The 22,050-nt window shown below is 65.5% G+C and carries 26 protein-coding genes and 1 pseudogene; 12 read left to right on the top strand and 15 right to left on the bottom strand.

All coding sequences use genetic code 11. The features are described from left to right. Window positions 1-30: 30 nt before the first annotated feature. Window positions 31-207, bottom strand: coding sequence for a DUF6011 domain-containing protein (locus AB0M22_RS31760; RefSeq protein WP_364734747.1), 177 nt, complete (start codon window positions 205-207; stop codon window positions 31-33). A 158-nt stretch (window positions 208-365) separates the two neighbouring features. Here AB0M22_RS31760 and AB0M22_RS31755 point away from each other — a divergent pair, with 158 nt between their 5' ends. From AB0M22_RS31755 to AB0M22_RS31745, 3 genes are all read left to right on the top strand, one after another. Then, window positions 366-1,235, top strand: coding sequence for an AraC family transcriptional regulator (locus AB0M22_RS31755; RefSeq protein ID WP_364734745.1), 870 nt, complete (start codon window positions 366-368; stop codon window positions 1,233-1,235). Between the two features lie 170 nt (window positions 1,236-1,405). Continuing rightward, window positions 1,406-1,849: a GtrA family protein gene (locus tag AB0M22_RS31750; RefSeq protein ID WP_364735145.1), complete on the top strand. Its 444-nt coding sequence runs from the start codon at window positions 1,406-1,408 to the stop codon at window positions 1,847-1,849. 114 nt (window positions 1,850-1,963) lie between these two features. Further along, window positions 1,964-3,721, top strand: coding sequence for an FAD-dependent oxidoreductase (locus AB0M22_RS31745; RefSeq protein ID WP_364734743.1), 1,758 nt, complete (start codon window positions 1,964-1,966; stop codon window positions 3,719-3,721). Window positions 3,722-3,759: 38 nt separating this feature from the next. On the opposite strand, the gene AB0M22_RS31740 is transcribed toward AB0M22_RS31745, so the two are convergent. From AB0M22_RS31740 to AB0M22_RS31710, 7 genes are all read right to left on the bottom strand, one after another. Next, window positions 3,760-4,074: a hypothetical protein gene (locus AB0M22_RS31740; protein ID WP_364734741.1), complete on the bottom strand. Its 315-nt coding sequence runs from the start codon at window positions 4,072-4,074 to the stop codon at window positions 3,760-3,762. Window positions 4,075-4,264: 190 nt separating this feature from the next. After that, the gene (locus tag AB0M22_RS31735) at window positions 4,265-5,044 is read right to left on the bottom strand and encodes an alpha/beta hydrolase (RefSeq protein WP_364734739.1); all 780 of its coding nucleotides are present in this window, start codon (window positions 5,042-5,044) and stop codon (window positions 4,265-4,267) included. Window positions 5,045-5,142: 98 nt separating this feature from the next. After that, the gene (locus AB0M22_RS31730; RefSeq protein WP_364734737.1) at window positions 5,143-6,324 is read right to left on the bottom strand and encodes a 4-hydroxybenzoate 3-monooxygenase; all 1,182 of its coding nucleotides are present in this window, start codon (window positions 6,322-6,324) and stop codon (window positions 5,143-5,145) included. 159 nt (window positions 6,325-6,483) lie between these two features. Then, a complete protein-coding gene (locus tag AB0M22_RS31725; protein ID WP_364734735.1) occupies window positions 6,484-7,254 on the bottom strand; it encodes a helix-turn-helix transcriptional regulator in 771 nt (256 codons plus the stop codon). 51 nt (window positions 7,255-7,305) lie between these two features. Next, complete coding sequence (locus AB0M22_RS31720; RefSeq protein ID WP_364734733.1) at window positions 7,306-7,794, bottom strand: hypothetical protein; 489 nt, start codon at window positions 7,792-7,794, stop codon at window positions 7,306-7,308. Window positions 7,795-7,847: 53 nt separating this feature from the next. Then, window positions 7,848-8,168: a hypothetical protein gene (locus AB0M22_RS31715; protein ID WP_364734731.1), complete on the bottom strand. Its 321-nt coding sequence runs from the start codon at window positions 8,166-8,168 to the stop codon at window positions 7,848-7,850. A 70-nt stretch (window positions 8,169-8,238) separates the two neighbouring features. Then, window positions 8,239-8,520, bottom strand: coding sequence for a hypothetical protein (locus tag AB0M22_RS31710; RefSeq protein WP_364734729.1), 282 nt, complete (start codon window positions 8,518-8,520; stop codon window positions 8,239-8,241). 81 nt (window positions 8,521-8,601) lie between these two features. Here AB0M22_RS31710 and AB0M22_RS31705 point away from each other — a divergent pair, with 81 nt between their 5' ends. Continuing rightward, window positions 8,602-9,540, top strand: a complete 939-nt coding sequence (locus AB0M22_RS31705; protein ID WP_364734727.1) for a MerR family transcriptional regulator — start codon at window positions 8,602-8,604, stop codon at window positions 9,538-9,540. 294 nt (window positions 9,541-9,834) lie between these two features. Continuing rightward, window positions 9,835-10,587, top strand: coding sequence for an LLM class flavin-dependent oxidoreductase (locus tag AB0M22_RS31700; RefSeq protein ID WP_364734725.1), 753 nt, complete (start codon window positions 9,835-9,837; stop codon window positions 10,585-10,587). Between the two features lie 147 nt (window positions 10,588-10,734). On the opposite strand, the gene AB0M22_RS31695 is transcribed toward AB0M22_RS31700, so the two are convergent. Next, window positions 10,735-11,190, bottom strand: coding sequence for an Lrp/AsnC family transcriptional regulator (locus AB0M22_RS31695; protein ID WP_364734723.1), 456 nt, complete (start codon window positions 11,188-11,190; stop codon window positions 10,735-10,737). Between the two features lie 111 nt (window positions 11,191-11,301). On the opposite strand from AB0M22_RS31695, the gene AB0M22_RS31690 reads away from it, so the two are divergent. Both AB0M22_RS31690 and ligA read left to right on the top strand, forming a co-directional pair. Beyond that, window positions 11,302-11,781 carry a DUF2000 domain-containing protein gene (locus tag AB0M22_RS31690; protein WP_364734721.1) on the top strand — a complete coding sequence of 160 codons (480 nt, stop codon included), beginning with the start codon at window positions 11,302-11,304 and terminating at the stop codon, window positions 11,779-11,781. 71 nt (window positions 11,782-11,852) lie between these two features. Next, window positions 11,853-13,844, top strand: a complete 1,992-nt coding sequence (gene ligA, locus AB0M22_RS31685) for an NAD-dependent DNA ligase LigA (protein ID WP_364734719.1) — start codon at window positions 11,853-11,855, stop codon at window positions 13,842-13,844. Window positions 13,845-14,335: 491 nt separating this feature from the next. Here the strand turns inward: ligA and AB0M22_RS31680 are convergent, their stop codons facing one another. Beyond that, a complete protein-coding gene (locus AB0M22_RS31680) occupies window positions 14,336-15,304 on the bottom strand; it encodes a zinc-dependent alcohol dehydrogenase family protein (RefSeq protein ID WP_364734717.1) in 969 nt (322 codons plus the stop codon). Window positions 15,305-15,386: 82 nt separating this feature from the next. Here AB0M22_RS31680 and AB0M22_RS31675 point away from each other — a divergent pair, with 82 nt between their 5' ends. After that, entirely contained in the window at window positions 15,387-16,019 is a 633-nt protein-coding gene (locus tag AB0M22_RS31675; RefSeq protein WP_364734715.1) for a helix-turn-helix domain-containing protein, read from the top strand. Here the strand turns inward: AB0M22_RS31675 and AB0M22_RS31670 are convergent. Beyond that, entirely contained in the window at window positions 16,000-16,653 is a 654-nt protein-coding gene (locus AB0M22_RS31670; RefSeq protein WP_364734713.1) for a hypothetical protein, read from the bottom strand. The genes AB0M22_RS31675 and AB0M22_RS31670 overlap by 20 nt on opposite strands. 203 nt (window positions 16,654-16,856) lie before the next feature. Here AB0M22_RS31670 and AB0M22_RS31665 point away from each other — a divergent pair, with 203 nt between their 5' ends. Next, the gene (locus AB0M22_RS31665; RefSeq protein WP_364734711.1) at window positions 16,857-17,597 is read left to right on the top strand and encodes a class I SAM-dependent methyltransferase; all 741 of its coding nucleotides are present in this window, start codon (window positions 16,857-16,859) and stop codon (window positions 17,595-17,597) included. A gap of 154 nt (window positions 17,598-17,751) precedes the next feature. Further along, the gene (locus AB0M22_RS31660; RefSeq protein WP_364734709.1) at window positions 17,752-18,105 is read left to right on the top strand and encodes an SRPBCC family protein; all 354 of its coding nucleotides are present in this window, start codon (window positions 17,752-17,754) and stop codon (window positions 18,103-18,105) included. Window positions 18,106-18,168: 63 nt separating this feature from the next. On the opposite strand, the pseudogene AB0M22_RS31655 reads toward AB0M22_RS31660, so the two are convergent. From AB0M22_RS31655 to AB0M22_RS31640, 4 genes and pseudogenes are all read right to left on the bottom strand, one after another. Further along, a pseudogene (locus AB0M22_RS31655) lies at window positions 18,169-18,357 on the bottom strand (class I SAM-dependent methyltransferase); the annotation flags it as partial. A gap of 54 nt (window positions 18,358-18,411) precedes the next feature. After that, entirely contained in the window at window positions 18,412-19,083 is a 672-nt protein-coding gene (locus AB0M22_RS31650) for a DUF998 domain-containing protein (RefSeq protein WP_364734707.1), read from the bottom strand. Between the two features lie 100 nt (window positions 19,084-19,183). Beyond that, complete coding sequence (locus AB0M22_RS31645) at window positions 19,184-19,753, bottom strand: hemerythrin domain-containing protein (protein ID WP_364734705.1); 570 nt, start codon at window positions 19,751-19,753, stop codon at window positions 19,184-19,186. After that, complete coding sequence (locus AB0M22_RS31640; RefSeq protein ID WP_364734703.1) at window positions 19,735-20,652, bottom strand: helix-turn-helix transcriptional regulator; 918 nt, start codon at window positions 20,650-20,652, stop codon at window positions 19,735-19,737. Before AB0M22_RS31640 ends, AB0M22_RS31645 begins: the two co-directional genes overlap by 19 nt. A gap of 121 nt (window positions 20,653-20,773) precedes the next feature. Here AB0M22_RS31640 and AB0M22_RS31635 point away from each other — a divergent pair, with 121 nt between their 5' ends. Beyond that, entirely contained in the window at window positions 20,774-21,703 is a 930-nt protein-coding gene (locus tag AB0M22_RS31635; RefSeq protein ID WP_364734701.1) for an NmrA family NAD(P)-binding protein, read from the top strand. A gap of 196 nt (window positions 21,704-21,899) precedes the next feature. Further along, complete coding sequence (locus AB0M22_RS31630) at window positions 21,900-22,034, top strand: hypothetical protein (protein ID WP_364734699.1); 135 nt, start codon at window positions 21,900-21,902, stop codon at window positions 22,032-22,034. Window positions 22,035-22,050: the final 16 nt, after the last annotated feature.

Raw genomic sequence — 22,050 nt, 5'->3', positions numbered from 1 at the left:
CTGTGGCGCAGCGGGAATTTCGGCGCTGTTTCAGGCAGAGATGTCGAACAGGGTCAGCGCTCGACTGGCACGTTGCTCGGCGCGTTCGCGCATCGCGCAGGTCGGTCCGATGCCCTGGGTGACTGATTCCGCCGACAGCAGCCAGCCGTGACAGCGCCGGCAATGCGCGACGAGTCTGGCCTCGGGTTTGTTGTCGGTCTCGGCCATCTCGCTCTCCTCCGGCCGTGGGTCGATATGTCGTCAGCCTGACACAGGGGTACGACACTCCCGTTTCAGTTGACGGGTCCGAGGATGATCGGATCGGTTCGTAGCGGTCGGGTACAGCGGGGATTGTTCCGCGAGAGTTGAGGTCGAAGGGAGGCCGCATGATCTCGGCACTGAATCAGCTTGTCGACCTCGTCGACGCGCACCTCACCGAGGAGCTCGACATCAGTGGGTTGGCGAAGACGCTCGGTACGACGGAATACCATCTGCGACGGATGTTTTCGTCGCTGGCGGGGATGCCGCTGTCGGAGTATGTGCGGCGGCGGCGGATGACGGTCGCGGCCGCGGATGTGGTTCGCGGCGAGGACGATTTGCTGAGCATCGCGGTGCGGCACGGTTACGGATCGAGCGAGGCGTTCGGTCGCGCGTTCCGGGCGGTGCACGGCGCTGGGCCCAGCGAGGTTCGCCGGGACGGCGGCCCCCTTCGCACACAACCGCAACTCAGGTTTCGCCTGACTGTCGAAGGGAGCATTCCTATGGACACCCGCATTATCGATCGATCCGCGTTCCGGCTGGTCGGACACGCGGCTCGGGTTCCGCTCATCCATCAGGGCGTCAATCCGCATATCGAGCAGCACATCGCCGCGCTGCCGCAGGAGGAGCATCTGCGGCTGAAGGCACTCGGGGATGCCGAGCCCGCGGGACTGCTGCAAGTCTGTGACGACCTCGATCCGGACAGCACCGAGGGCAGTGAACTGACGTACCTGCACGGAGTCGCGGTCTCGCCGGACACCGCGGTCGCCGACGACCTCGACGCCATCGAGGTCCCGACCGGCACCTGGGCGGTCTTCCGTACTGCCGGAGAGTATCCGCAGGCCTTGCAACAGACGTGGGCCGCGACCGCGACCGACTGGTTCCCGTCCAATCCGTGGCGGTTGCGGAGGGGGCCCTCGATCGTCGCGGTGCTCGACCGCGCGGACGACTTCAGCACCGCGACCTGCGAGCTGTGGTTGCCTGTCGAACCGGCCTGACCAACGGGTAGACGACTGCCTGGTCACCACGTGTGACCAGGCAGAACGTCATGTCAGCGGACGTGTCAGCTCGGGGTCAGGTCGGTATCAGCCGGGCTGGCGACAGTACTCCTGTGAACAGCACAGCATTGGTCGCCTCCGGGCTGCGGACGGCATACGCGGACAACCCGATCCTCGGCGACTCGGTGCTGCGCGCGGAATGGTTCGCCCGCGTGGGGCGGTTTCTGCGCGGGGATCACGCGTTCGCGCAGTTGATCCGCTTCGCCCTGGTCGGCGGGGCCAGCAACCTCGCCTATGTGCTGCTGTTCCTGGTCATGAACGGGATGGGCACGATGGTCGCGAATATCGCCGGCTCGATCGTGAGCACGGTGATCGCGAACGAACTGCACCGGCAGCTCACCTTCCAAGCCGCCGGACGGGTCGACTGGTTCACCGCGCAGTGGGAAGGCGGCGGGCTGGCTCTGGTCGGCTTGCTGATCAGCACGGCGGCGCTGGCCGGGCTCGAATTCTGGGCGCCAGGACTCGGTGCGCTGGCGCAGACGGGTGCGGTGATCATCATCATGGCGGCGGTCGGCGGCATTCGGTTCGTGGTGCTGCGCGGTTTCGTCTTTTGACCTACGTCACCGGGCGACCCATCCGGGTTGCTGTCGGATCCGAATATCGGGAGGTGCGGAGGATCTTCCGCGGGCAGAGGTGGGGCATTGCCCCTGGTTCCGGGAGGATCGGGAATGTCGGACAGGGTTTCTCGGCGGCGATTGTTGAGTACGGCTTTGGCTGCCGGTGCTGTCGCTTCGGGGGCGGTCGCGAGTGCCTGTGCGCCGGCCTCGACCGAGAGCATCGGCGGTTCCGGCGACCGTAGTGAGTTGCTTGCGCGGGAGTTGTTGGGGGTCGACGAGAATGGCGCCGACCTGACGCTGGCCTATTTGAAGATCCTCATCGACAGCGGTTTGCCCGCTACGGATCGGCGTAAGAAGGTCATTGTGGTCGGGGCGGGCCCGGCCGGGTTGAGTGCCGCCGGCCTGCTTGCCGACGCGGGGCATGAGGTTACGGTGTTGGAGGCCAACGGAAATCGCACTGGTGGGCGGGTCAAGACGTTCCGGGGAGTCTTTTCCGATCCCGCACTGCATGCCGAGGCCGGGGCGATGCGGTTGTCCAGTGTGCATCCGATGGTGTTGGCGTTGGCGGACAAGCTCGGTGTGCCGCGGAGGCCGTTCTACAACTCCGATGTGCTTGCCGAGACCGCGACGCCTCCCACTCCGGCGGTGTTCTACCGGTCGTTCACCGGCGAGGAATGGTCCAACGGGCCTGAGACGCACTATGTTCCGCCGCCTTCGGCCGGGCGCAGTCTGATCAAGGTCAACGGAATGACCGTGACCCGTGGGGAATACGCGGCGAACCCGGGCGCGGTGCACGCGGGTTTCGGTTGCGAGTTGCGTGAATCCAGCGGTGCGGTCATGGATAGCGTGCTGCGCCAAGCCACGGCGCTGTCCGGGCAGCCGATCGAGCGGCAAGTCGAGGGCTGGACCCGGTTGCTGAGCAAGTACGAAAACCATTCCCTGCGTGGATATCTCATCGACCAGGGGTGGACGAAGGAACGAATCGAGGCCGTCGGCACGCTCGAGAACATGACCGCGCGGATGCGGCACAGCGTCGTCTTCCCGCTCGTCGACCACACGCTGATCCCGTCCGATGCCACCTATTGGGAGTTGGCGGGTGGCATGGCGTCGCTCACCGATGCGCTGGCTCAGCGGATCGGGCCGTCGATCCTGATGGGTAAGCGGATGATTCGGCTGGAACAGACCGAGCACGGGGTGCGGGTCTGGACGACCGCGGAGACCGGGGACGAGAGTTCCGACGGTAGTCCGATCGATCCGGTCGAGTCGTTCGAGGCCGACTACGCGATCGTGGCGATTCCGCTGACCGCGGCCCGGTTCTGCGCTTTCGAGCCGCCGCTGTCTTATGACAAGCGATGGGCGATCATCGAAATGCACCATGATGCGGCGACAAAAGTGTTGCTGGAGTTCAGAAGCCGGTTCTGGGAGCAGGGCGAGAACGGGTTTCGCGGCGGGCGCTGCACCGTCGATCTGCCGAGCCGGTCCATGTATTTCCCGTCGCATGTCGAGGGTTCGGACGGTGGTGTGGTGCTGGCTTCCTACACCCTCGCCGAGGATGCGATGCGGTGGGATTCACTCACCGAGGGTGAGCGGGTGCATTTCGCGTTGGCGGGGATGCGTGAGTTGTTCGGTCCGCGGGTCGATGCCGAATTCACCGGAGTCGGGATCACCCAGAGTTGGGTGCGCGCACGGTATGCGCTCGGCGAGGCTGCCATGCCGACGCCAGGCCAGTTGCACGATCATCATCTCGCGACCCGGGCGGTCGAGGGGCGGGTGCATTTCGCCGGCGACCACACCAGTCTCAATACCGCTTGGATCGAGGGTGCGCTGGAAAGCGGAGTTCGCTCGGCGCTCGAGGTTCACCGGCGCTGATTCCCGCTTCCACAGCGGGAAGCGGGAATTCGCATCGACTATCGGGGCTGCTGGAAAAGGCAGAAGGCCTCGGACGATGCCGCCGCGGAACCGGTGCCGCCGGTCTGGCAGGGACGGTTGGCGTCCTTGGTCTCGAGGTACAGCACGTAGTTGTAGTCGCCGGTCGCCGAATTCGGCGAAGTGGCACTGCACCGGTAACCGATCACCTCACCGTGCAACTGCGCCTTACCGGCGCTTTCGCACGCCGCCCGGGTCGAGTAGGACCCACCGTCGATCGTGCGAGCCCCCGCCGCGCCCACAGCGAGCCCGGTGATGGCAATACCGGCCAAGGCCAGGGTGATAACGCGCTTCAAACGAATTTCCCTCCGTTCCAACCTGTTCGGCGACCTACGCGCCTACTGAGCCGAACGGTATCAATGGATCTCCGCGAATCACAAGGCGAGGAATTCCCGAGCTATCACTACGCATTAACCAAAGTGCGCCAAGCGAATTGAGTCTTTCGCCGGTGGGTTCGCACGCGTACCGAATACTCAGAAATTGGGGTCAGCTGGAGCGTTCTACGCGGGTGAGCCATTCGGTGAGGAGGGCGCGGAGGAGGGCTGGTTGTTCGTGGGGGAGGGCGTGGCCTGCGTCGTCGATTACGGCTAGGGAGGCGTGGGGGTAGTGGTTGGCTTGGTCGGTGGCGGCGGCGTAGCCGACTGTGGAGTCGAGTCGGCCGGCGATGATGATGGTCGGGGCGGAGTAGGCAGGGGCGGCATTGGTTGTGAGGGACCATTTTTCGCCGATCCGGTCGAGTGCTTCGTGGTCGAAGAGTTCGGCTCCCGGGACTACGTAGCGTTCGTATCGTTCGAGCATTTCTGGGGTTTGGATGACGAAGTAGCCGCGGAATTCGTCGTCGCCGATGTCGCCCGATCCGACGACTACGCGGTGTTCGGGGATGTCGCGTGATTCCGACAGCAGCGGGCAGATGAGCGCTAGGCCGGCTACTTGTGCGGGACGTTTCGCGGCCATTCCTTGGGCGAAGTACGCGCCCGCCGAGTGGCCGATCAGCAGCGGTGCGGACCCGGCGCTGACCTCGTCGGCGAATCCGAGCAGGGTGTCGACGACATCGTCGGCGCTGCGCAGGGTTTCGGGGGCGGGTGTCCGGCCCATTCCGGGGAGGTCCGGATAGATCCGTCGAAACCCCTCCGTGCCGTCGAAGGCCTGCTCGAAGCAAGCCTCGGTTTCGCGGTGGTCGACGCCGGCGCCGTGCAATATCAGAACAGGTCGGCCGGTCCCGTGCTCCACATAGTGGACCGGCACCTCGCCCACTCGAATCTCCATTTCCGCAAGCTACCGTGTTGAAGGTATTTGCTGCCAACGGAGTTTCCGTTGCCACCAAATATGGGGTATCGAGTGAGCTACGCCACCGACGACGTGCGCTAGTTCATCCCGGTGATGAATTCGCCGAACAAACGGTTCGCCGAACCGGACTCGAACAGGCGCTTGAAGTCGGCTCGGGCGATCTGGTGGCGGAACTCTCCCTGATAGGAAACGTCTCCGGCGTTGTGTACCAGCTCGGTCCACCAGGCCGCGAACGCTTGATAGTTCCACACGTGATCGAGGCAGGTCGACGAGTAACTCTCGAGCGGGCTCGAATCGTGATCGTTGGCCTGGTAATGGACTATGGCCTTGGTGAGTACCTCGGCGTCGTGCAGGGCGAGGTGCATTCCTTTCGCACTCATCGGCGGGACGATGTGCGCGGCGTCGCCGAGCAGATACAACCGGCCGTAACTCATCGGGCTGTACACCACGCTGCGCAGCGGCACCAGTTGGGTATTGACGATCCGGCCCTTGTCCGCGACAGGTTCACCGAAGCGGGTTTCGAGCTCGGCCCAGATTTTCTCGTCGGTCCACTGTGTCGCGGAAGTGTCGAGCGGGCATTGCAAATAGAAGCGACTCGCGTGCGGGCCGCGAGCGAATTGGCCCGCGAATCCGCGCGAATGTAGCGACATCATGGACTGATGATTGGGCGCGACCTCGGCCAAGATGGTCAGCCACGCGTAGCCGTATTCATGGGCGTATCGGGTCAGGGTCTCGGCCGGGATGGCGGCCCTGCTGACGCCACGGTCACCGTCGCAACCGGTGATGAACTCGCAGGTGAGCGTCCTGCTCGTGCCGGCGCTGTCGCGATAGTGCACGCGTGGATGTTCGTCGGCGATGTGCACCGAGGAGACGTCGGCCTCGAAGCGAAGGTCGCCGCCGTCGCTGATGAAAACGTCGATGAGGTTCCGCACGAGGACCTGCTGCGGGCAGAAACGTCCGTCCGCGTAATCGTCCGAGGCGAATTCGAGCGGACGCGTCTCGCCGTCGATCCGGAAATTCATCACCAGTTGCAGTGGTGCCCCGCCGAGTACCCGATCTTCGAGCCCCCATTCGCGGAACATACGTACTCCGCGAGTGTCGACGACTCCGGCACGCTGTCGCTGTTCGACATAATCGCGGCTGCGCTTTTCCACGATGACGCAATCGATTCCGCTGCGCAGCAGGAAGTTTCCGAGCGTCAGTCCGGAGACTCCCGCTCCGATGATCACTACGGTGGTGTTCTCGTCCGTTATGGACATTATCGGGTGCTCCTTTGGTGGCTCTATTCGAAAATCAGCCGTGGGGCGAAAGTCCTTGAACTCGAGGAATTCACCGAGGCGGAATACCAATACGGTATGCGCGGCCGAACCTGCTCACCACCGGCATCCTGTCACTCGATACCGGAAACCCGCCAAGTTCTAGCGCGCCCGCTGAAGGTCGCTCTGGTAGCGGCCGGGAGTCTGTCCGACGATGGCGGTGAACGCCTCGATGAAGCTGGTCGGATTGGACCAGCCGCAGGCCAGCGCGGTGCTGGTGACCGACCTGCCGTCGAGCAGATGCACCAGAGCGTGCTGGATGCGCAGCAGCGTTCGCCACTGATGGAAGCTCATGCTGAGCTCGGCCTGGAACAGGCGGCTGAGCGTGCGTTCGCTGGCGCCGGCCGCACGTCCCAACTCGGACAGCGTGGCGGTGTTGCCCGGGTCGGCGTGCAGCAGATCGGTGACGGCGCGCAGCCGGTCATCGCGCGGCTCGGGAAGATAGACGAGCTGTTCGGGTATGTCGGTCAATTCGTCTATCACGATGTGGCGCAACCGTTCCCGGGCGCCGGGCTGGAACGGGCGATCGGTGGTGAGGGCGACCAGCGCTTCCCGCAGCAGGGCAGTCACCGCGAAGACCGTCGGCTGATCCGGCAGCCTGCCGCACAGTTCGCGGGGCAGATTGAGGATGCGGATCTCGGTTTCCCCGTAGGCGCGGTGGCTGTGCGCGAAACCGGGTGGCGTCCAGGTGAGGCGGTCCGCCGGCGAGACCCAGGTGCCGAGTTCGGTCGTGGTGGCGAGCACGCCGGTGGACGGATAGAGCAGTTGTCCCTGGCGGTGCCGGTGCACGGCGACATGCGTGCCGTGATCCATCCATCCGCGCTTCGTCGAGGTGAAGTCGAGCTCTGGAGGTATCCGGCGGGTTTCTGGCATCTCGCGCCATGTTACCGGAATTGCGTTCGCCTTAGAAAGGTCAGACGACAGTTATTGCTGCGGAGGTCCATCCGGCTGGGGCGAATCGGAGTCGCCGGAATCCGTGCTGGGTCCGATCCTGCGCGGCCTGGCCCGGCGTCGGATGCCGGCGGCCGGAGCATCGTCACGTGCTCGTTTGCGCCGTACCGCGCCGAGATCGATGACGCTTCCATCCTGTTCGCCGCTGTCCGGATCGGGCACCTGGCCGGGATCGGCCGTCCACCATCCGGTGTCGCGCTGGAGTTCCGATCGCAGCACGGGCCTGGTCGGCGGCGCTTCGTGGATGGCGTCGCCTTCCGTGCGCCAGGTTTTGCGCGGACGTTCGCCGGGTTCTTCGGTCATGCGCCGCGGGCTACGCGGCAGCCGGGTGAGTTTCGCTGCGCTCTGATCCGCCTCGGGGGAACCGGCCTCGGCGGCCTTCAGGCCTTCAAGCCGCCGACGTAACCGTTCCACCGCATCGAATCTGTTCCCGCCGGATCCCGGCACTATCGCGTCACTCACGTCCGCATTCTCCCTCAGGACGTTTACACGTGCGCCGTCGCCCACGTGACGAGTCAACGATAACCGGCGAGATCAGCGTCATACAGCCCGGCCTGCCGGGGACGGCCCGCGCCGTCAGGTGACGATGTCGGCGAGCCGGGTGATGTCGTCGAGGTCCGAGTAGGGTCGCTCAGCGCGAAGTAGGTGAGGGCGACGAGTCTCGGGCCTCCCTCGCGGTCTGCTTCCCGCCAGGCTCGACGCGCCGCTTCGAAACTCGGTGCCGTCATGGCGATCGGCAGCGAACCGCCGATGTACCCCTCGCCCCAGCGCACCATGCGGTTCAGCGTGGCCGTCATGTCACCCACTTGGTTCGGAAGCGCGATGCCGATCTGCACGTTTATTCGTTTCTGCGGTCGAGGCGAGGAAATCAGGGGTTTTCCTGAAGCGAGCGCTCGTACGATCGGCTCAAGTCCGGCGCATGAATGCCATGGTGTAGTAGACGTTCTGGATGTTCCGTTCGAGCACGGTGACCAGCTCCCAGCCCTGTGATTCGAGCAGCTCGATACCGTTGACCAGATGGACCACCGGTTCGAAGATCGCGCGCTGATAGCCGTCGGCACCGAAGACGAAACCGCCGGTCTGTGGCGAACTCAGGACCAGGTTGCGGCGTGGATAGGACCGCAGGTCCACCACGCCGTTCAATACGGCGATCACGTCGAAAACGGGTCCGGGTGCGGGAGCGTTCACGTCCCCATCGTCGCGCATGCCCGGCCCGCTCGGCACAATCGGGCTTGCGTCTCCCTCTAGGGGAGGCTGGAGGGTTGGGGAATGGACGACGACACGCTCTTGACGATCGGGGCTCTGGCCGAACGGACCGGGTTGACGGTCAAAACGATTCGGTTCTACGCCGACAAAGGGATTGTGCCGCCGACCGAGTACAGCCCCGGCGGGTACCGGCTCTACGACGCCGACGCCGCAGCACGATTGGAACTGGTACGCACACTGCGCGAATTGGGCATCGACCTGCCCACGGTGGCGCGGGTGCTGGCGCACGAGACGTCGGTGACCGCCGTCGCCACGGCACATGCCGACGCCCTCGACGTGCAGATCCGGATCCTGCGCACGCGGCGCGCGGTACTGCGAGCGGTAGCCGAACGGGGTTCCCAGCGAACGGAAATGGACCTCATGCACAACCTGATGCGCATGTCGGAGGCCGAACGGCACCGGCTGATCAACGATTTCGCCGACGCGGCGTATGGCGGCGTGGACGCGAACCCGGCCATGGTGGAGCTGGTGCGGACCAGCATGCCCGAGCTGCCGGACGATCCGACGACCGAGCAGATCACGGCGTGGATGGAACTCGTGGAGTTGGTGCAGGACAACGACTTCCGCGAGGCGGTGCGGGCGATGGCCGAGTATCAGGCGCGGGAACGGGCCGATGGTGATACCACCGGATTGCATCACGAGCTGACCGAAGCCGTTCGCGCCGAAGTCGGCAAGGCGCTCACTGACGGGGTCGAGCCCGAATCCGATACGGCCGCTGCGGTTGTCGACGCACTGACTGCTCGTTACGCCGATACGTTCGGAAAGCCCGACGACCCGCGATTGCGGCGCTGGCTGCTCGAGCGGCTCGACGTCGCCAATGATCCTCGTGTGGAACGCTATTGGCGTCTGGTCTCGGCGATCAACGGCTGGCCTGAAACGCCTGATCTGGCACCGGTATTCACCTGGCTCACCGCAGCACTTCGCGCCCATCCGGGTGACTGAATCGCGCGGCACCCGCTCGGAGGACGCTGTAAGCCGCGGAACGTGCTGAACCCGGCCGCGTCGGGGAATCCACACCGGGCGGCCGAGGAACATCTCGTAGTGGAGATCATCGGGTCCTGGGCGGAGGGTGACCGCGCCGTCGAGTCGGGTCCTGGATGCCGAGCGTTGCCTGGCACCCGCGCGCGTGCCCGGCGCTTGGCCGAACCTATGGCGCGAGGAGATCCGAGGGCTGGAGGCAACGTCCCTCAGGATCTACCGTGGATGTACGGAATATCCAGGTATGAGGGGGATTTCATGGATCTCGGTTTTCACATCTCCGATTTCGAAATCGACGGCGGCACCGCTGCGATCGCCGGCGAACTTGCCCGGATCGGTGTCGCGGCGGAGGCGTCGGGGGCGACCTGGTTGTCGTTCATGGACCATTACTTCCAGATCGCGCTGACCGGTTTTCCGACGGAATCGGCCATGCTGGAGGGATATACGACGCTCGGATATCTGGCGGCGCACACCTCGACGATCGGTCTCGGCTTGCTCGTCACCGGTGTGACCTACCGGCATCCCGGGCTGCTCGCCAAAATCGTGGCCACCCTTGATGTGTTGTCCGGCGGGCGGGCAATGCTCGGCGTCGGTGCGGCGTGGTTCGAGCGTGAGCATCGCGGGCTCGGTGTTCCCTTCCCGTCGGTCGCGGAACGGTTCGAGCGGTTGCTCATCGCCGGTGGCGGCGAACGCAAAACGCTACGACTGGTCGCACAGTACGGCGACGCGTGCAACCTCGTCGGTTCGTCGCCCGCGGACGTCGGGCACAAGCTCGACGTCCTGCGGCGGCATTGTGATGATGTCGGACGGGATTTCGACGAGATCCGCACGACCATCGTCGCCAGCAATCCGCGGCCGACGCCGGACACGTGCGATGAATTCGTGCGTGGGATGGAGGATTACGCGAAGCTCGGGGTGCACGAGGTTCTGGTCATCCCGATTGGCGGTGCGCCAGCCGCATGGATCGACGGAATGGCACCGTCCGTGCCGCGGCTCGCCGAACTGGGGTAATGCCCATCGTTGCGCGGATAGGTATCGGATTCGATCGCTATGCCGCGCATCGCGTTTCGGCCACGGCCGACTGTCTCTCGTGGCGTTCTGCGAGTAGTGCCCCCTGCGTCGAACCCCCGATTGCGGGTTCTTGCGGGAGAGGTTGGGTTAGGGGGCGGGGGCGATTCGGGTGTTGCGGACGTGCTCGTAGACAACGGAAGTGCGGACGTCGGCGACTTCCGGGCGTTCGGTGAGTTTGTCGATGACGAAGGCGTAGAGGCTGTCGTTGTCGGGGACGGCGACGTGGATGAGGAAATCCTCGGCACCGGTGGTGACGAAGACGCCGAGGGTGTCGGGCAGGCTGCACACCCACTTGCGGAAGCCTTCGATCATGGTCCGGGAGGGTGGTCTGATCCGGACTGCGATCAGTGCCTGCACCGGGCGGCCGATGGCGGGTAGGTCCACATCGATCAGCGCGCCGCGGATCACCCCGCGCCGGCTCAGTCCGCGGGTGCGTTCGAGTGCGGTGGTGGGGGAGACGCCGACCGCGGCGGCGATGTCGCGGTTGGTGCGCCGTGCATCCGACTGCAATTCCCGCAGGATCGCCTTATCAAGTTCGTCCATATCCACCGAAACACTCCTTGTGCCGTACTAAATACGGAAATGATTGCAGCATATTGAACCACTGCGTACCTTCCATCCAATCAGCCGTATGAAGTTGGGATGGTGTGGCAAATGCCGGAGCAAGCGAAAGTGGCGGTGGGTTTCGCGCCAGAGGAGGTCAGGATCGATGAACCGACTCGTGCGGCCCGCCTGAAGTGGGTGGTGATCGTGGACGCGGATCTGCCGCCGGGGCGGGCGATCAACGCGGCGGTGTGTGTCGCGGCGGCGACCGGCGCGGCGGTCGCCGGTTTGCTCGGCCCGGACGGGAAGGACGGGGCCGGCGAGGTCCATCCCGGTTTGCCCTGGGCGGGGTGCGCGATCTTGGCCGCCGGGAGTGCAGAACTCCGCGCGCTGCGCGATCGAGCTGCCGCTGGTGACGGCACGTTCGTCGTCGACATGCCGAGCCAGGCCCAGCACACCCGCGTGTACGGCGAATACCTGGACGCGCTCGCCGACACCGAACACGACGACATGGCGTACTACGCGGTGGGGATCATCGGCCCGCGTAACCGCATCGACAAACTCGTCAAGAAGCTTCCGCTGGCCGCATAGATCGCCCGCCGCCACACCGACCTGCCGATCCTCGTCGCACGTGTCGGTGGGTATCGGTACCGTCTGGTCTTGTGGAAACAGGGGAACGTATCCAAGAGCTCGCGGAGCGCATCGTGGCGCTGCGCGACGCCTATTACCAGGGCTCGCCGTTGGTCGCCGACGCGGACTACGACGCGATCGAGGACGAGCTGCGCGGTTTGATCGAGGCGCATCCGGATCTTGCGCCGGATCCGAATCCGCTCGAGCAGGTCGGTGCCCCTGCGGTGCTGCACGCGCCGATCCGGCATGCGCGGCCGATGTTGTCGCTGGAGAAGGCGACCAAGCCGGAGCAGGTCGAGGCGTTCTTCAATCGCTTCCCGGGGCAGTCGGTGGTGGTGATGCCGAAGCTCGACGGTTTGTCCCTGTCTTTGGTTTTCGAGGATGGACGGCTGGTGCGGGCCGTGACCCGTGGTGACGGCACCACCGGCGACGACGTGACCATGCTGGTTCGCGCGCTGGTCGACGGCGTTCCGGAGCGGATCGATGTCCGGGGGCGGGTGGAGGTGCGTGGTGAGGCGGTGATGCTGCGTTCGACCTTCGTCGCCTACAACACGGCGCACCCGGACAAGCCGCTGATCAATCCGCGCAACGCCGCGGCGGGCACGCTGCGGGCGAAGGATCCGGCGACGGTCGCCGAGCGCCGGTTGCAGTTCTACGGCTTCGACCTGGATACGTCGGACGGCGGCGCCGCGGTCGACCTCGGGGAGGGGCTGCGAGCGCTGGGTGTCGCCGGCGCGCAGATGCGGATCTGCGCCGACGCCGAACAGGCGCAGGCGGCGATCACCGCGATCGAGCAGGGCCGCAACGATCTGGACTACGACCTCGACGGCGCGGTGCTGCGCCTCGCTGACCGAGATGCGTACGCGGCGGCCGGAACTCGGTCGAACTCCCCGCGCGGCGCGCTGGCGTTCAAGTTCGCCGCCGAAGAGAAGACCACGCTGCTGCGGGAGGTGATCTGGGACGTCGGCAAGACCGGCAAGATCGTGCCGGTCGCCTGGCTGGAGCCGGTGTTCGTCGGCGGCACCACGGTGACGAAGGCGACGCTGGCCAATCAAGAGGTGATCAAGGCTCGCGACATCAAGGTCGGCGACACCGTGCTGGTGCGCCGCGCCGGCGACGTGATCCCGTTCGTGGCAGGCGTGCTCGATGCCGCCAAACGTACGGGCGAGGAGCGCGAGATCGTGTCGCCCACCGTCTGTCCGTCGTGTGAGCAGCCGGTGACCGAGCAGGGCAATAGTCGAGAACTGTTCTGCACCAACGTTTCCTGCCCCGCGCAGACGGTGCGCAGGCTGATCCACTGGGCGTCACGATCGGCGGCCGATATCGACGCCATCGGTGGAGTCTGGATCGAACGCCTTGCTGAGGCAGGCATTCTGGAGAGCCCGTCGGACTTCTACACGCTGACCAAGGAACGCCTGCTCGAGTTCGACCGCATCGGTGAGGTCTCCGCCGCGCGCATGATCGAGTCGATCGATGCGAGCCGCCAGGTCGGCCTGCGTCGGGCTTTGATCGGCCTGGCGATCCCGATGGCTTCCGACGGAACCGCTGCTCGCCTGGCCCGCGCCGGATTCGGCTCCCTCGAAGAGGTCGCCGACGCGGGGGAGGAGCGGCTCGTCGCGGTCGACGATATCGGCGCGAAGGTCGCCGCCTCCCTGACCGCGCACCTCACTCGCCTGCGCCCGGAACTGGAGCGACTGCGCGCGGCGGGCGTCTCCCTGGACGTGCGCGCCGAAGACCTGCCGCCGGTCGTCGCAGCCGGCGCACCCCTGGCCGGCAAGACGGTGGTGATCACGGGCGCGATCAGCGACCCACGCTCTGGTGAGAAGGTAGCCCGCCCGACCTTCCAACGCTTGTGCGAAAAGGCAGGCGCGACAGCGGCTTCCTCGGTCTCAGCGAACACCGACATGCTGATCACCGGCGCCGGAGTCGGCGACAGCAAGCTGACCAAGGCGGAGAAACTCGGCGTCGAGGTCGTCGACCAAGGCGAAATCTGGACCCTGCTGATCGCCGCCAACATCGTCTGAACCCGCCGTGCCCGGCCGTCCGCGCAATGCGACCGCCGGGCCGCTGGTGGTTACCCGGTCGTGAGTTCGTTCGCTTTGCTCGGTCGTGAGTCTGATCGCCTTGCTCGGTTGCGAGTTCGTTCGCTTTGCCCGGTCGTGAGTCTGATCGCCCTGGTCGGTCGCGAGTCCGTTCGCCTTGCCCAGTTGCGAGTCCGATCGCCCTGCTCAGTTGCGGACGTTCGCCCGCCCGTTGCGCCATACGACAGCCTGGCCGCACATTGCCGCCCTCATGTCCCCGTGATTTCGGCGCCAGCCCAGAGCGGCGCCTCGCAGTGTCGAGATCCGCGCACTCTCTCGGGATCCGCACTGGCTCTAGGGCCCTATTTCGAGTGCAGATCCCGAGTGAGGGTGCGGATTTCATCGACAGGAGCCGCTCCTGCTGTCCGGCAGGTACTCGGCCTGAACGAGCACACCACGGTCATCCCTGTGCGAGAAGCCTGGGGGACAACCGTTCACGAGGAGGGGGTGAGCGCGATCCGGCCGAATACCTCACCTGCTTCGACCTTCTGGTGTGCCAGAACCGCCTCCTCCAACGGCAGCACCTCGTGCACCACCGCTTCCAACTCACCACGACCAGCCGCAGCGAACACTTCAGCGGTCCCCGCACGTTGATCGGCCACAGGCACAGTGTCGGCACTGAAGGTGATGAACGACAGGGACTTCCGGAACGCCGCGATCATCGGCATCGCGAAGTCCGGCGCCGGGAACCCCGCCATCGCACCGACCACCACCATCCGTCCGTTCGGCACGAGCTTGGTGAAGAATGAGGGCAGGTCCGCGCCGGCCACGATATCGAAGACGATGTCGTAACCCGCCGGAGCGTCCGCGTCCCCAGCGCCGACGCGGTCGAGCACGTGCGTCGCGCCGAGCTTGCGCAGCCGATCCCCACGTTCGGCCGACGACGTCGTCACCGCCACCGCCGAAGCACCACCGCGAACCGCGAGCTGCACCGCCATGACGCCGATCCCACCGGCCGCGCCGCGCACCAGCACCGACTCGCCGCCGGTGAAATGACCGTGGCGCAAAGCGAAATGGGCCACCATGCCGGAACTGCCGAGCGTCACCGCGTCGACGCCCGACAGGCCCTCCGGCAGCGGAACGAGCGCCGTGTCCGCGACGACGGCTTGCTCGGCATAACCACCGGTCCCGTCGGTCAACGCCCACACCCGCTGACCGACCCACGCGGTATCGACACCATCACCGACCGCGGTCACGAGGCCCGCGACCTCGCTGCCGAGGATGTGACCGGCGGTCTCGCCGTAAGCGGCCAGTGTGCCGTTGCGCCGCAGCACATCCACACCGCCGACCCCGATCGCCTCCGTGGTGATCAGCACCTGCCCGGCGGCGGGCTTCGGTACGGGAAGGTCGACGACCGTGAGAACCTCAGGGCCGCCGAACGTTTGGACCTGTACTGCCTTCACTGATATCTCCGTTTTCTGTTCGATCGAAGCCGACCATCGGACCGTAACGGACGCCCCCGTCCGTTTAGCTAAAGTGAGAGCGGTGACCCCTCGTTTGTCTCACACCCTGCGCTCCGACGCCCAGGACAACCGCGAACGCATCCTCGACGCGGCCCGCGCGGTCTTCCTGGCCGACGGACTGGACGTGCCGATGCGGGCGATCGCCCGCCGCGCCGAGGTCGGTCCCGCCACCCTCTACCGGCATTTCCCGACCAAGGAGCTGCTGGTCACCGAAGCGTTCACCGACCAGATGCGGGCCTGCCAAGTCATCGTGAACGAGGGGCTCGCTGACCCGGATCCGTGGCACGGCTTCTGCGTCGCGATCGAGCAGCTCTGTGCGATGCAAGCCCAGGACAAGGGTTTCAGCGCGGCGTTCATGTCCACCTTTCCGGACGCGATCGATTTCGCGACGATCCGCACGTCGTCGTTTACCGGCGCCGCCGAGCTGATCCGCCGCGCCAAGGGCACCGGCCGCCTGCGCGCCGACGTCGTGCTGGACGACCTCATCCTCACGATCATGGCCAACAGTGGCATTCAAGCGGCGACTCCGGCGGCCCGCCTCGCGGCCTCTCGGCGGTTCGCCGCGTTGATGATCCAGGCATTCCGAGCCGCACCCGAGTCCTCGCCCCTGCCGCCGGTACCCCGGTTGATGCCGTTTACCTGGCCGGATCGCTGATGAGATGGTGGTAGGCGGTGTCGAGCGGGATGTCGACCGCGTACCAGGCCGCGGGGCGCTCGTTGTCGTGCGGACACCAGGCCGCCGCGATGCACAGCCGAGCCACCTGCGTGGTGTTGAGGCCGGGCAGGTGCCAGCCGATCCGGGCCGGATCGCTATAGCGCACACCGTATTCGGCGGTTTCGTCGTCGCTGGTCGGCAGCAGACGTGCCCAGCTGGTCGGCATCAACCGTCCGTCAGCGGCCTGCAGGGAGAGCAGTTCGGAATCCGGCCCGCCGATCGAGACCATGAAGTCCTCGTTCTCGATGCTCACCGCCGCGAGGCATTCGCCGGAGTCGCGGCCGCCGAACGCATTGCCGGGGATGTCGGTCAGCTCGGCCGAGATCACCAGCCGCGGCAGCTTGGCACGCGACTGGACCTGCCAGATTCCGGCCCACACCGGGACCGGCGCGCCGCCGTCCCAGGCCGGCACGTCGATGCTGCCGATCAACAGATCTACCGCCGCGTCGCGATGCCGCCACTGGTGCAGGTGCGAGCCGTTCGGCAAGCGCCACAAGGTATCCGGTTCGGTCGCTAGCACGTCGGATCCGAGGGTGACGGAGAAGCCGATCGTGCCGAGGGGTGTGTCGATCACAGCTGGGCGACGGTCTGCCTGGGCCAGGTGGTCGGTAGGGAGCATGCGCCCATCATGCAGGGTTGCCTTCGCCGGGAAATGACAGACCGGACTCTCCGCTGCCGAAGCTTCGCATTTCGGCCGTATCGGATGTTCTGAGCCCCAACAAGTCTGGTCTGCCAACTCGTTGGCGTCCCGCTCGGCCGGTCGGCAGGATGGCAATCATGACTGCCATTCCCGAGAAGTCTGCCGAAACCGTGGAAAACGACTACGACAGCTTCGGCGAGGGGTACACAGCCGAGACCGAAACCAACCTGATCAACGGCTACTACGCGCGCCCCGCGATCGTGAACCTGGCCGGAGAGGTGGCCGGCCGGCGGATCCTCGACGCGGGCTGCGGTTCCGGCCCCATCTTCGCGGCGCTGCGCGACCGGGGCGCCATCGTGACCGGTTTCGACGCCAGCACCAAGATGGTGGAGCTGGCCCGACAGCGACTCGGTGCCGACGCAGCCCTGCATGTTGCCGAGATCGGCAGCCCACTGCCATTTCCCGACGCCGAATTCGACGACGTCATCGCATCCCTGGTCCTGCACTACCTGGAGGACTGGACCGCGCCGCTGACCGAGCTGCGCCGCGTCCTGAAACCCGGCGGCCGACTGATCATCTCCGTCAATCACCCCTTCATCTACAAGCTGATCTACCCCGACGCCGACTACTTCGCGACCACCAAGCACTCCGAGGAATACACCTTCAACGGTCAGCAAGCCGTCCTCACCTACTGGCACCGCCCCCTCCACGCGATGACCGACGCCTTCAACGCAACCGGCTTCCGCACCGCCGTCATCAGCGAACCGCCCCCGGCACCAGGCGCCCGCGAACTCTTCCCCGACATGGTCAGCAAGTCGTCTTCCGGAGCGTTCCTGAGCTTCCTGTTCTTCGTCCTGGAGGCCGTTCAAGGACGCTGAAGCGATTGCGCCACAAGTACTACCGGCCGTAGTATTGAAGTGAGCTGTAGGGGAGGGCGTACATGGAAACCATCACTGTCGAACGAATCATTGCGGCACCGGTCGGGGAGGTCTTCGGGTGGCTTGCTGACGCGCGGAACTATCCGCGTGCGACGTGGGTTGTTTTGCGTCAAAAGTTGGCTACGCCAGGCGAAGACGCGCCTTATGGGCGTGGTGCGGTTCGGCAGTTGGTGTGGGTGGTGGGTGGTTTCGGGAGCGGATCACCTCGTATGACCCGCCATATGAGTTCGGGTATCTGGTCGAGCGGAGTTTTCCGCCGTCGCGTCACGAGGGTGGGAAGTTGACGTTCACCGAGGTGTCCGGCGGGACGCGGGTGATGTGGACGACGACCGCGGAGGTGCGGCTTCCGTTCGCGGCGGCCATTACTCGTGCTGTGGTCAGGCCCGGGGTGACTTACATCTTCGGGAAGGTGCTGGATGCTGCTGCCGCCGAATTGACGAAGTCGTAAGTGCGGATTACTCGGGGTCGTGCGCGGCTTAGCCGCCGTCACGAAGCGCGAACTGTGGAACATCGCCGTGGGCGCGGTCGGATCGAAACCCACGTCGAGCAGGGTAGCGGGCCAGTCGTCGCGCAGGTCCACCGCGACCGCACGCCGATCCGCCGACGGCTGCGCGTCGTTGTCGGTGAGCACCTGACGCTTGAATTCGAGCACCTTCGGCTGATCCAGCTCGAACACGACCGTGCCCGCCGGCCACGGCAGATGGCGATCCTACGTGCGCGGACCGAACTTCGCCCGTCTGGAACTACCAGGCCGCTACGACAGTGATCGTTCCGGTTCGGGTGCCAATGAGACTGCCGGTCGAGTGAGCATGGCGATGCCGTGCAGGATGGCCCAGATCGGCACCGGGAATGCCGCGAGGCGCTCCCACAACCCGAACATCTCCGTCCCGCCGACCTTGGCCAACGTCGCGACGAAACTGGCAATGGCGATGACCCCCAACGCGATTCCGATCCGCCCCAGGACCGGCGTCCGGCCGTCGGCGATCATCGCGACCGCGGTGAGCACGACCGCCACCGCGCCGCCCGCGATAGCGACGAACGCGCCGATGGTGTGCGGCGCGATCCTGGTGTCCTCCGGATTGAAACCGACCATCACCAGCCCGATTCCAGCCGCGGCATACAGCGCGAATCCCGCGCGCGCCGGCCAACTTCGCCCGAAGATCCGCGCCGCCAGAAGCGCGCCTGCGGTCAGGCACAACCCGCTGAGAATCCAGGAAATATTCGCGAGGGCATGCCACGGCGAACACACCCAGGTATCAACGTGTTCGCTCTGAAAACAGGTTTCGGCCCCCAGATCGCTGATCGCATTGCGCGTCCAACTGTATGGCGTGGTCCACCGCGATTGGACCACGAACAACACGACGAAATACTGCACGGTCGATACCCACGCCAGACCGGCAATCGAAGCGATCCGTGAATTACTCACCGTTTCCTTCCTCGAAGACAGCACGGGCAGGCGGCCACCACCGAGTGGAGTCACCGCAGGTCGGGGCACTGTAGCGGCAATGACAACACTCTGAAGCGGGTCAATTCCGCTTCAGGCTACCGACGCTGAGCGAACCTTTCACCGGAGTGTGGACCTCGTTCTCCACCTCGCGGACATATTCGACAGGATCTTTGTCCACGGGCTGCACCCCGGCATAATTCCGCGCTTCGAAAGCGGCGAACTCGACGGCCAGCCGATGGCGGCGCGGCAGCCCGGCCAGGCGGCGGAAATCGGTGAGACCCTCGCGTTCCTCCTCGGCCATGTGATCGCTGTTGGCCAGGTTCGCGGCCGCGACGGCGGCATACCAGTCGTCGGTGCCGACCTGATGACGCGCCACTTCGGCGATCGCGTCGCGGATCTCGTTGTGGTCGTGGATGGCGTCGAGGGTCTCGTCCTCCACCGTGCCCTTGCGCCGCGCCGCGATCCCTATCTGGAGCAGTGCGGGGTAGAAGATTTCCTCTTCCGCGAGCGCGTGCAGCTCGAGGAAGGACGCCAGCCTGCCCCAGATCGCCGACAGCACTTCGGTTTCGGCGCGATCGATCTGCTCGATGATCGCGAACAGGCGGCGCTGCTCATGATGGTCATCGAGAATCAGCTCGGCAATGTCCATAATTCCTCCCTGAGGTTCTTCAGGTCAGTTCTGAACGGTGGGGCAGGCTGGTTGTTCGGTCGCCGACCTCGAGGAATCGACGATAGCGCACCGGTATGAGTTGCCGGTTCCGCGAGTTGTCGTAATGCGTGTTCGGAGCCCGGTTCGGCCTGGTAGATCCACAGTTGCAGCCCGGGATGGTCAGGGAGGGTCAGCACGTGCTGGTGGAGTGTGAGGCGGCCTGCGGTCGGATGGTGAAAGTGCTTGACCGCGCTGCCTTTTCGGTGGATATCGTGGCGGGCCCAGAGCCGGCGGAACTTGTCGCTGCGCAGTGACAGTTCGCCGATCAGTTCGATCATCTGCGGCGGGTGCGGTTGCGGTCCGGCGGCGGCCCGGAGCGTCGCGACGGTGCATCGGGCGAGTTGGTCGGGGTCTTCGACGAAGTGGGTTATTTCGTCGTCGAGGAAGGCCATTCGGGCCAGGTTGTCTCGTAACAGTAGTCCCTCATAGAGGGCATCTGCGGGCTGGTTGCGGGCGGTGACGTCCAGCCATGGGGTGACGAGCATCGCGGGGGTGGTGATCTGGTGTAGCAGGTCGGCGAGTGTGTCCCCGAGATGCTGATCCACCCGCGCCGCGGGTGTGCTGGGAGCCGTCAGGGAACGCAGATAGGTGTGTGCGTCGTAGTCGAGTTGCAGTACTCGGGCCAACGCGTCCAAGACCTGCGTCGAGGGCTGCTTCTCGCGGCCTTGTTCCAGGTGAATGTAGTAATCGGTGCTGATGTCGGCGAGCATCGCGAGTTCCTCCCGGCGTAGGCCAGGTACCTGCCGTGCCGCACCGGGGACGAGTCCGACCTGCTCCGGGCGCACGAGCGCGCGCCGCGCTCGCAGGAATTCGGCCAAGGGACCCGGTTTCGTCACCACCGTGTCCAGATTACGGTCGCGGGCAGTTTCGGGGTGGGTGCGTCAGCACTACCCCGGGCGTGCGGATCACTCCTACCGTCGGCCACCGAGAGACGGCGCGGGCCGTCGCGAAGGGAGATCGATGTTCGTGGTGACCGGAGCGACCGGACGTACGGGGCGCGTGGTGGTCGAGGAACTACTGCGAGCGGGCTGCACCGTGCGCGCGATCGGACGCAATCGTGCAGGCTTGGCGTCGCTGGAAGCTATTGGCGCGCAGGCATTTACTGCCGAGCCGACCGACCGCGCGGCACTCGCCGAAGCCTTCGACGGCGCTGAGGGCATCTATGTGATGGTCCAACCGAACTACATTCCGGACAGCCCGAACTTCCTGGCGCACCAACGCGCCATCGTCGACGCGATGACCGCGGCACTCGCGACCGCCGGAGTCTGGCGGGTGGTGACCCTGAGTAGTTGGGGCGCGGACAAACCCGCCGGTACCGGACCGGTCGCCGGACTGCACTACCTCGAACAGCGGATCAACACGCTCGACGCCGTGGTGACGCACCTGCGGGCCGGATACTTCATGGAGAACCTGCTCGGCCAGATCGAGAACATCCGCACCGGAGTCGTCGCCGCGCCGTTCGATCCCGACATCGCGATGCCGTTCATCAATACGGCCGACGTCGGCCGCGCCGCCGCGCACAGCCTGCTCACCCAGACCGCCGCCTCGGACCTGCGCGAACTGCACGGTGAACGTGATCTGAGCATGGTCGAAGTCACCGAGGTCGTCGGCAGGCTCGCAGATCTCCCCGGACTGCGCTACGAGCAACAGTCGATCGGCGAATTCGCCGCAGCTCAGCGCCGCGCTGGAGTCTCCCCGAACGTGACCGGCCTCATGGTCGAGGTCGCCCACGCGATCAACTCGCGGCACACCGCGACGCTACAACCACGTTCAGCACGCACGACCACCCCGACCAGTATCGAAGCGTTCGTCGCCGAAATGCTTGTGCCGCAACTGCATACGGAACTCGCCGCAGGTCGGCGATGGGAACCCGGAGCGGCCAATGCATAGGTGTGGTCCTTGACCGCCTTTGCGTGAGCCGGACGCCGAGAGCCTGCGCAGATCGCTCCGAACGCCTTGTGACCAGGACCTCCGGGTCCATGCAAGCGCGGTGTACGTGTCATGACAGCGCCCGATGTGAACCTGAGGACGTGCCTCAGGAAGTACCAGAAGGAGCCATCATGTCCACTCCGAATTCGAACAGGCAATGTTCACCCGCACTGCCACCCCCACCGACGGCACCGAATTCATCGAACACCTCTTCGGCGACAACCCACCCCAAGAGCTACTCGACCTGTTCGCCCCCTTCTCTGGTGTGACCAAGGTGACAGAACGTGGTTGAGCGGGAGGTTCTGGGG

Source organism: Nocardia sp. NPDC051756, assembly GCF_040681495.1.
Taxonomy (GTDB): domain Bacteria; phylum Actinomycetota; class Actinomycetes; order Mycobacteriales; family Mycobacteriaceae; genus Nocardia.
The sequence above is the reverse complement of the archived record's forward strand: the minus strand, read 5'-3'. Positions and strand labels throughout refer to the sequence as shown.

Coding starts and splice junctions, on each gene's coding strand:
- AB0M22_RS31630 (WP_364734699.1), top strand. CDS start 21,900: ATGTTCACCCGCACTGCCACCCCCACCGACGGCACCGAATTCATCGAA.
- AB0M22_RS31760 (WP_364734747.1), bottom strand. CDS start 207: ATGGCCGAGACCGACAACAAACCCGAGGCCAGACTCGTCGCGCATTGC.
- AB0M22_RS31730 (WP_364734737.1), bottom strand. CDS start 6,324: ATGTCCATAACGGACGAGAACACCACCGTAGTGATCATCGGAGCGGGA.
- AB0M22_RS31705 (WP_364734727.1), top strand. CDS start 8,602: ATGGACGACGACACGCTCTTGACGATCGGGGCTCTGGCCGAACGGACC.
- AB0M22_RS31690 (WP_364734721.1), top strand. CDS start 11,302: ATGCCGGAGCAAGCGAAAGTGGCGGTGGGTTTCGCGCCAGAGGAGGTC.
- AB0M22_RS31725 (WP_364734735.1), bottom strand. CDS start 7,254: ATGCCAGAAACCCGCCGGATACCTCCAGAGCTCGACTTCACCTCGACG.
- AB0M22_RS31635 (WP_364734701.1), top strand. CDS start 20,774: ATGTTCGTGGTGACCGGAGCGACCGGACGTACGGGGCGCGTGGTGGTC.
- AB0M22_RS31745 (WP_364734743.1), top strand. CDS start 1,964: ATGTCGGACAGGGTTTCTCGGCGGCGATTGTTGAGTACGGCTTTGGCT.
- AB0M22_RS31645 (WP_364734705.1), bottom strand. CDS start 19,753: ATGGACATTGCCGAGCTGATTCTCGATGACCATCATGAGCAGCGCCGC.
- AB0M22_RS31755 (WP_364734745.1), top strand. CDS start 366: ATGATCTCGGCACTGAATCAGCTTGTCGACCTCGTCGACGCGCACCTC.
- AB0M22_RS31700 (WP_364734725.1), top strand. CDS start 9,835: ATGGATCTCGGTTTTCACATCTCCGATTTCGAAATCGACGGCGGCACC.
- AB0M22_RS31695 (WP_364734723.1), bottom strand. CDS start 11,190: ATGGACGAACTTGATAAGGCGATCCTGCGGGAATTGCAGTCGGATGCA.
- AB0M22_RS31735 (WP_364734739.1), bottom strand. CDS start 5,044: ATGGAGATTCGAGTGGGCGAGGTGCCGGTCCACTATGTGGAGCACGGG.
- AB0M22_RS31665 (WP_364734711.1), top strand. CDS start 16,857: ATGACTGCCATTCCCGAGAAGTCTGCCGAAACCGTGGAAAACGACTAC.